The organism is Mesorhizobium sp. M4A.F.Ca.ET.090.04.2.1, assembly GCF_003999085.1.
In the GTDB taxonomy this organism is placed as follows: Bacteria; Pseudomonadota; Alphaproteobacteria; order Rhizobiales; family Rhizobiaceae; genus Mesorhizobium.
The window spans coordinates 1-5,024 of the sequence record NZ_RZOT01000457.1 but is presented as its reverse complement, the minus strand read 5'-3'; the positions used below and the strand labels follow the sequence as shown (position 1 = coordinate 5,024).

Here is a 5,024-nt window from a genome sequence, read left to right as displayed (position 1 = left end):
GGGTCGCAGCGGCCCTGACGCGAAGCCGTCGCTGGCTGCCGCGCCCCCGGCCGGCGGCAAGGTGGCCACCACCATCATTTCGGCCATGAACGGCGGCCTTGTCGGCGGATCGATCGGCTCCAGCCTTGACGACACCGACAAGCGCAAGGCGCTGGAAGCCGAATACAAGGCGCTCGAATATACGGCGAGCGGCCAGAAGGTGACCTGGAAGAGCGAGAGCACCGGCCATTCCGGCGAAGTCGTCGCCGCCCAGCCTTACCGGGTAGGCTCGCAGGACTGCCGGCAATACACCCACACCGTGTTCACCGGCGCTGCCAGCGCCACGGCGCGCGGCACCGCCTGCCGCAACGGCGACGGCAGCTGGACGCCGCTGACCTGACATTTTGCCCGGTTAGAATCTGTCCGGTTGACGTCGATCAAGGACGGGCGGCGCATTGGCCGCCAAAGCGTCGCAGTGTGCCTGAGTTGGCAGGGCAGGGCTCTGCCGTTATTGGAAGAACCATGCTGTTCTGGGTCATAGCCGCCATCCTCACGCTGGGCGCCAGCCTGGCAGTGCTGCTGCCTTTGGCCGGCGCCGGCAAGGATGAGTCCGGCGCCGGTGATAACGATCTTGAAGTCTATCGCGACCAGCTGTCCGAGCTCGACCGCGACGTGGCGCGCGGCCTGATCCAGCCGGCCGAGGCCGAGGAGGCGCGCGCCGAAATCGGCCGTCGCATCCTGCGCCTGGGTGCCGCGGTTCCGTCAGGCGCGGTCGCGCGGCGGCCTTTGGTCGCGATCAGGCTGGTCGCGACGGTCGCCGTGCTGGCGGTGCCGCTGGTCAGCTGGGGTCTCTATATCAAGCTCGGCTCGCCCGATCTCCCCGCGCAGCCGTTGGCCGAGAGGCTCGCCAAGAATCCCGCCGATTCCTCGGTCGACGAGCTGGTAGCGCGCGCCGAGGCGCATCTTGCCGCCAACCCGTCCGACGGCAGGGGCTGGGACGTGCTGGCGCCGGTCTATCTGCGGCTGCAGCGCTATTCCGACGCGGCGCGAGCCTACCGCAACGCCATCCGCCTCGACGGCGATAGCGCCACGCGCCAGGTAGGTCTGGGCGAGGCGATCGCCAACGCCGCCGGCGGCATCGTCTCGGCCGAGGCTCAAGTTGCCTTCGAGGCGGCGCTGAAGCAGGACCCCGCCAATGCGAAGGCGAGCTTCTACCTGGCGATGGGTCTCGCTCAGGAAGGCCGTGCCGGCGAGGCGACGGCTGCCTGGCAAAAGATGCTGGCCGCGCTGCCGCCGGACTCTCCGTGGCGCGGCGCGGTCGAGCAGGCGCTGGCCGACACGGCAAGCAAATCCGCTGCGGCGGGCGAGCCTGTCAACGGCCCGGACGCTCAAGCCGTGGAGGCAGTGCAGCAGATGTCGCCGCTGGACAGGCAGGCGATGATCGAGACCATGGTCGCCGGCCTCGACGAAAAGCTGAAGCAAAACCCGCGCGACGTGGAAGGATGGATACGGCTCATTCGTTCCTATGCGGTGCTGGGCAAGACCGACCAGGCGCGCGATGCGCTCGGTCGCGCCATTAACGCCTTTGGCGCTGGCAGCGAGGAAGCGAAGAAGTTCACCGCCTTTGCCGCCACGCTCGGCCTGATGGCGACGGAGTAGACGATGACACGCAAGCAGAAGCGGCTGTCGGTGATCGTGGCCGGGCTGGCGTTCCTCGCCGCCGCCACCGGTCTCACCTTCTACGCGCTTGGCCAGAAAGCCTCCTATTTCTACATGCCCGGCGATCTCGCCACGGCGACTGTTCAGCCCGGCCAGCGTATCCGGCTGGGCGGGCTGGTCGAAAAGGGCACGATCGTGCGCGGGCAGGGCGCGACGGTCGCCTTCTCGGTGACCGACAAGCAGAAATCGGTCAAGATCAGCTATACCGGTATCCTGCCCGACCTGTTCCGCGAGGAGCAAGGCGTCATCACCGAAGGCAGCTTCGGGCCGGACGGTATCTTCGTCGCCGACAGCGTGCTCGCCAAGCATGACGAGCGCTATATGCCCAAGGAAGTCGCCGATGGGCTGAAAGCCAAGGGCGTCTGGCAGGAGAGCAAGAGCGAATAATGGTCGAAACCGGACATTTCGCGCTCGTCCTGGCCTTTGCGCTGTCATTGGTGCAGATGCTGGTGCCGCTCTATGGCGCGCGCGTCGGCAACCAGAAAATGATGGCGGTTGGCGGTCCTGTGACGGTCACCGGCTTCGCGCTCACCGCGCTGTCCTTCGCCGCGCTGGCCAGCGCCTATGCCGGGTCCGACTTCTCGGTGGCGAGCGTCTGGGAGAACTCGCACTCGCTGCAGCCGCTGATCTACAAGATCACCGGTACCTGGGGCAACCACGAGGGCTCGATGCTGCTCTGGGTGCTGATCCTGACCTTCTTCGGCACGCTCGTCGCCGTGTTCGGTTCAAACCTGCCGGCGACGCTCAGGGCCAATGTGCTCGCCGTGCAAGGGGCGATCGGCTGCGCCTTCTTCCTGTTCATCCTGGCGACGTCCAATCCCTTCATCCGGCTGAACCCGGCGCCGATCGAGGGCCGCGACCTCAACCCTATCCTGCAGGACCTCGGCCTCGCCATCCATCCGCCGCTGCTCTATCTCGGCTATGTCGGCTTCTCGATTTGCTTTTCCTTCTCGGTCGCCGCCCTCATCGAGGGCCGCATCGACGCCTCCTGGGCGCGCTGGGTGCGGCCATGGACGCTGGTCGCCTGGATGTTCCTCACCGGCGGCATCGCCATGGGCTCCTACTGGGCTTATTACGAACTCGGCTGGGGCGGTTTCTGGTTCTGGGATCCGGTCGAGAACGCGTCCTTCATGCCCTGGCTGGCAGGTACGGCGCTGCTCCATTCGGCGATCGTCATGGAGAAGCGCTCGGCGCTGAAGATCTGGACGCTGCTGCTCGCCATCCTCACCTTCTCGCTGTCGCTGCTCGGCACCTTCCTGGTGCGCTCCGGCGTGCTTACCTCGGTGCATGCCTTCGCCACCGACCCGGCGCGCGGCGTCTTCATCCTCTGCATCCTGACGCTGTTCATCGGTGGTTCGCTGGCGCTGTTCGCGCTGCGCGCCTCGAGGCTGACCGCCGGCGGCCTGTTCCATCCGATCTCGCGCGAGGGCGCGCTGGTCCTCAACAATCTGTTCCTCACCACCGCCACGGCCACGGTGCTGGTGGGCACGCTCTATCCGCTGGCGCTGGAAGCCGTCACCGGCGGCAAGATCTCGGTCGGCGCGCCGTTCTTCGACCTGACCTTCGGCCCGTTGATGCTGCCGCTCTTGGCAATCGTGCCGTTCGGGCCGCTGCTTGCCTGGAAGCGCGGCGACGTCCTTGCCGCCGCCCAACGGCTGATGGCCGCCTTCGCGGCAGCGCTCGCCGCCGTGCTGGTGACGGCGCTGTTCATCGACGGCGCGTCGGTGTTCGCCGCGCTTGGCGTCGGTCTCGCCGTCTGGCTGGTCTGCGGCGCGCTCACCGATCTCGCCGTCAAATCGGGTATCGGCAATGTTGCGCCGGCGGTTGCGCTCAGCCGCTTCGCCGGCCTGCCGCGCTCGGTGTTCGGCACCGCGCTCGCCCATCTCGGCCTCGGCCTGACCCTGCTAGGCATCGTCGGGACCATGAGTTTCGGCACCGAGAAGATCCTGACCATGCGCGCCGGCGATACGGTGGAGCTCTCCGGCCATAGGCTCCGCTTCGAGGGTCTCTACCCGGCGCAAGGACCGAACTACAGCGAGGATCGCGGCCGCTTCCTGTTCATCGGCGCCGACGGCAACGCCAAGGGCGAGATCAGCTCGGCCAAGCGCTTCTATCCTGTGCGCCAGATGACGACCACCGAATCCGGCATCAGGACTGTTTGGTTCAGCCAGCTCTATCTGTCGCTTGGCGACGAGGGCAATGACGGCTCCGTCGTCGTTCGGCTGTGGTGGAAGCCGCTGGTGACGCTGATCTGGGGTGGCGCCCTGGTGATGATGGCGGGCGCGGCGATGTCGCTGCTCGACCGCCGCCTGCGCGTCGGTGCGCCGTCGCGCCGCCGCAAGCCGGCCGACGCCGCGCCTGCCGCGAGCGCGCCATGACGAGGGTTTCGCGTGCCTCGCTGGCGCTGCTGGGCTTGCTGTTTGCCGGCAGCGCCTTCGCGGTGAAGCCCGACGAGGTGCTCGCCGATCCGGCGCTGGAGGCGAGGGCGCGCGCGCTCTCGGAAGGCCTGCGCTGCATGGTCTGCCAGAACCAATCGATCGACGAATCCGACGCCGACCTTGCGCGCGACCTGCGCATCCTGGTGCGCCAGCGCCTGGTTGCCGGCGACAGCGACCAGCAGGTGATGGACTATATCGTCTCCCGCTATGGCGAGTTTGTGCTCTTGAAGCCGCGCTTCAGCCTGCGCAACGCGCTGTTGTGGGGCACGCCCGTCGTCCTGCTCGTTGCCGGCGGGCTGTTCATCGTGCTCAGTGCCCGCTCGCGCCGAGCGGCCCCCGCGAGCACGCTCACCGCCGAGGAGCAGGCCGCGCTGGACAAGATACTGCGCGACTGAGCGCCAACATTACAAAACTTTCATGTACCGGAAATGGCGCCGTAATGTGCGCCTCTCTATTCCTCTTGCCCGAGGATGCTCCGCCTGAGTGCATCCCTTGTGAAAGAGGATACGAGACCCATGAATATTGCCCCCAATTCATATTTTGGCACCCGCAAGCGCCTGACCGCGACGGTCGCTTCGCTGGCTGTCATCGGCGCGGTTGGCGTCGGCGCGCTGGCCACTGGAACCGCCCCCGTTCTGGCCGACGCAGTGCGTGTCGAGGCGCCGCAGGTGCCGAGCTTCGCCGATGTCGTGGAGCGCGTCACGCCGGCTGTGGTCAGCGTCAAGGTCAAGGCCAAGATCGAGCCGGCGGCCGATGACGGATCCGACCAGTCCGACGATCAGGACGGTATGAACAACTTGCCCGACAATCCGCAGCTGCGCCGCTTCTTCAGGGAATTCCGCGGTTTTGGCGATCAGGGCGGCCAGTTCGGCATGCGCCGTTTCAACC

At 67.0% G+C, this 5,024-nt stretch carries 5 protein-coding genes and 1 pseudogene; all 6 read left to right on the top strand.

The window, feature by feature from the left end; genetic code table 11:
* Nucleotides 1-379 (top strand): RT0821/Lpp0805 family surface protein (locus tag EN781_RS25530; protein ID WP_127400445.1); only part of this gene is annotated, 379 nt, incomplete at its 5' end.
* Between the two features lie 122 nt (nucleotides 380-501).
* On the top strand, nucleotides 502-1,638 hold the full coding sequence (ccmI, locus tag EN781_RS25525; RefSeq protein ID WP_126055763.1) for a c-type cytochrome biogenesis protein CcmI: 1,137 nt from the start codon (nucleotides 502-504) through the stop codon (nucleotides 1,636-1,638).
* A 3-nt stretch (nucleotides 1,639-1,641) separates the two neighbouring features.
* Nucleotides 1,642-2,085, top strand: a complete 444-nt coding sequence (ccmE, locus tag EN781_RS25520) for a cytochrome c maturation protein CcmE (RefSeq protein ID WP_126055762.1) — start codon at nucleotides 1,642-1,644, stop codon at nucleotides 2,083-2,085.
* Nucleotides 2,085-4,076: a heme lyase CcmF/NrfE family subunit gene (locus EN781_RS25515; RefSeq protein ID WP_126055761.1), complete on the top strand. Its 1,992-nt coding sequence runs from the start codon at nucleotides 2,085-2,087 to the stop codon at nucleotides 4,074-4,076. The genes ccmE and EN781_RS25515 overlap by 1 nt, the downstream gene beginning before the upstream one ends.
* Nucleotides 4,073-4,531: a cytochrome c-type biogenesis protein gene (locus EN781_RS25510; RefSeq protein WP_126055760.1), complete on the top strand. Its 459-nt coding sequence runs from the start codon at nucleotides 4,073-4,075 to the stop codon at nucleotides 4,529-4,531. The genes EN781_RS25515 and EN781_RS25510 overlap by 4 nt, the downstream gene beginning before the upstream one ends.
* A gap of 120 nt (nucleotides 4,532-4,651) precedes the next feature.
* Nucleotides 4,652-5,024, top strand: a pseudogene (locus EN781_RS25505) (serine protease); the annotation flags it as partial.